The sequence below is a fragment of the Mycobacterium nebraskense genome (genome assembly GCF_002102255.1).
Classification (GTDB): Bacteria; Actinomycetota; Actinomycetes; order Mycobacteriales; family Mycobacteriaceae; genus Mycobacterium; species Mycobacterium nebraskense.
This window is the reverse complement of the sequence record NZ_LQPH01000069.1, coordinates 1-1,549: the sequence shown is the minus strand read 5'-3', so window position 1 is coordinate 1,549 and position 1,549 is coordinate 1. Positions and strand designations below refer to the sequence as shown.

The 1,549-nt window shown below is 67.7% G+C and carries 2 pseudogenes and 1 other annotated feature; of the pseudogenes, one reads left to right on the top strand and one right to left on the bottom strand.

The annotated features are described in order from the left end of the window. Window positions 1–61: 61 nt before the first annotated feature. Window positions 62–1,085: pseudogene (locus tag AWC17_RS07675) on the top strand (IS3 family transposase); the annotation flags it as partial. Next, window positions 100–228, top strand: a sequence feature (AL1L pseudoknot). (Overlaps the previous pseudogene by 129 nt.) 130 nt (window positions 1,086–1,215) lie before the next feature. Here the strand turns inward: AWC17_RS07675 and AWC17_RS32595 are convergent. Then, window positions 1,216–1,549, bottom strand: a pseudogene (locus AWC17_RS32595) (transglycosylase family protein); the annotation flags it as partial.

Genomic DNA, 1,549 nt, shown 5'->3' with positions numbered 1-1,549 from the left:
CCACAACGGATCTCGGCGCACCCCGGACCGCGTGTCGTTTACATCATCGACAGGACGCTGAGAACCTCAGATAACCATCGAAATACTAAAGGCCGCAACAACTTTCTTCGCGCGGGAGTGCGACCCGCTACATCGCTGATCTGCGCGTTCATCGACGCGCACCGCGATGAGTTCGGGGTCGTACCGATCTGCCGGGCACTGGCGGTACACGGCGTGCAGATCGCCCCGCGCACTTACTGGGCGCACCGCTCGTCGGCGCCGTCGAAGCGGGCCCTGTGGGAGACCACAATCACCGAGATCCTTACCGGCTACTACGAACTCGACGCCGAGGGCAGACTCTCGCCCGAGAGCCTGTACGGCAGCCTGAAGATGTGGGCGCATCTTCAACGCCAGGGCATCCCGGTGGCCCGGCGCACAGTGGAACGGATCATGCGACGCAACGGTTGGCGCGGCGCCACCCGCGCTCGCCACCCGCCGCGCACCACCGAGCGCGACCCGGCCGCAACCCGGGCGCCGGACCTGGTCGGCCGACAGTGGCGAGTTTCTGCGCCGAACCTTCTGGTCGTGGCCGACTTCACCTACGTGCCGATGACCTGCGGGTTCGGCTACACCGCGTTCGTCGTCGACGCCTACGCCGGGCTGATCTCCGGCTGGGAGTGCTCGCTGACCAAGGACACCGGCTTCGCCGAGCGCGCGCTGCGGCCTTCCGCGTCCGCCAAGGCCACCCGCTTGACGACGCGATCCACCACGGCGATGCCGGAAGTCAGTACACCGCAATACATTACAGCGAGACACTGATGCTGGAAGGGCTGATCCCGTCAATCGGAACCATCGGAGACGCCTTGGACAACGGGCTCTGCGAGACGACGATCGGGCTGTACAAGACCGAGTGCGTGCGCGAGGGTTCCCCGTTCCGCACTGGGCCTATCGGCACCCTCTCCGACCTGGAGAACATCACCTCCGCATGGGTGGCCTGGTACAACGAGCTCAGGCTCATGCACCGCCTCGGGCGCCGTCCACCCGCGGAAGCCGAGGCCGAGTACTACGCTCGACTCCACGCCGGAAAGCACACCCGTCACCAGTAACGAGGTGTGCATAAAACCGGGGTGCTTCAGAGAACGCTGCCCCAGATTCAGTGAGAACGAACAATTGGAATGCCGGCACACCCCGAAGCGGGAACGTTCGAGGCGTGCCGGGCAGTCTGACGGGCGGAACTCAGGTGGCCGGGGACGGCTGCGCGATCGCGTCCAGCGCGTCATTGCCCTGAATGTCCTGTGCCCGAATGGCATCCCAGAGCTGCTTCGTGTAGCCGACCGAGGAGACCTCCTGCGGCATGTTGGCCGGCACGAAACCGTGGAAGTCGTTGGCCACGACAGGCGCGCCGGCCGGGGGCGCGGGCGGCAGGTCGGCCGGGGGCGCGGGCGGCACGTCGGCCGGAGGCGCGGGCGGCAGGTCCGCCGGAGGCGCGGGCGGCAGGTCCGCCGGAGGAGCCGGCTGGTCAAAGGAGGCCAGCTGCACCGGTGCGGGCGGCGGAGGGGCGTCTGGCGGG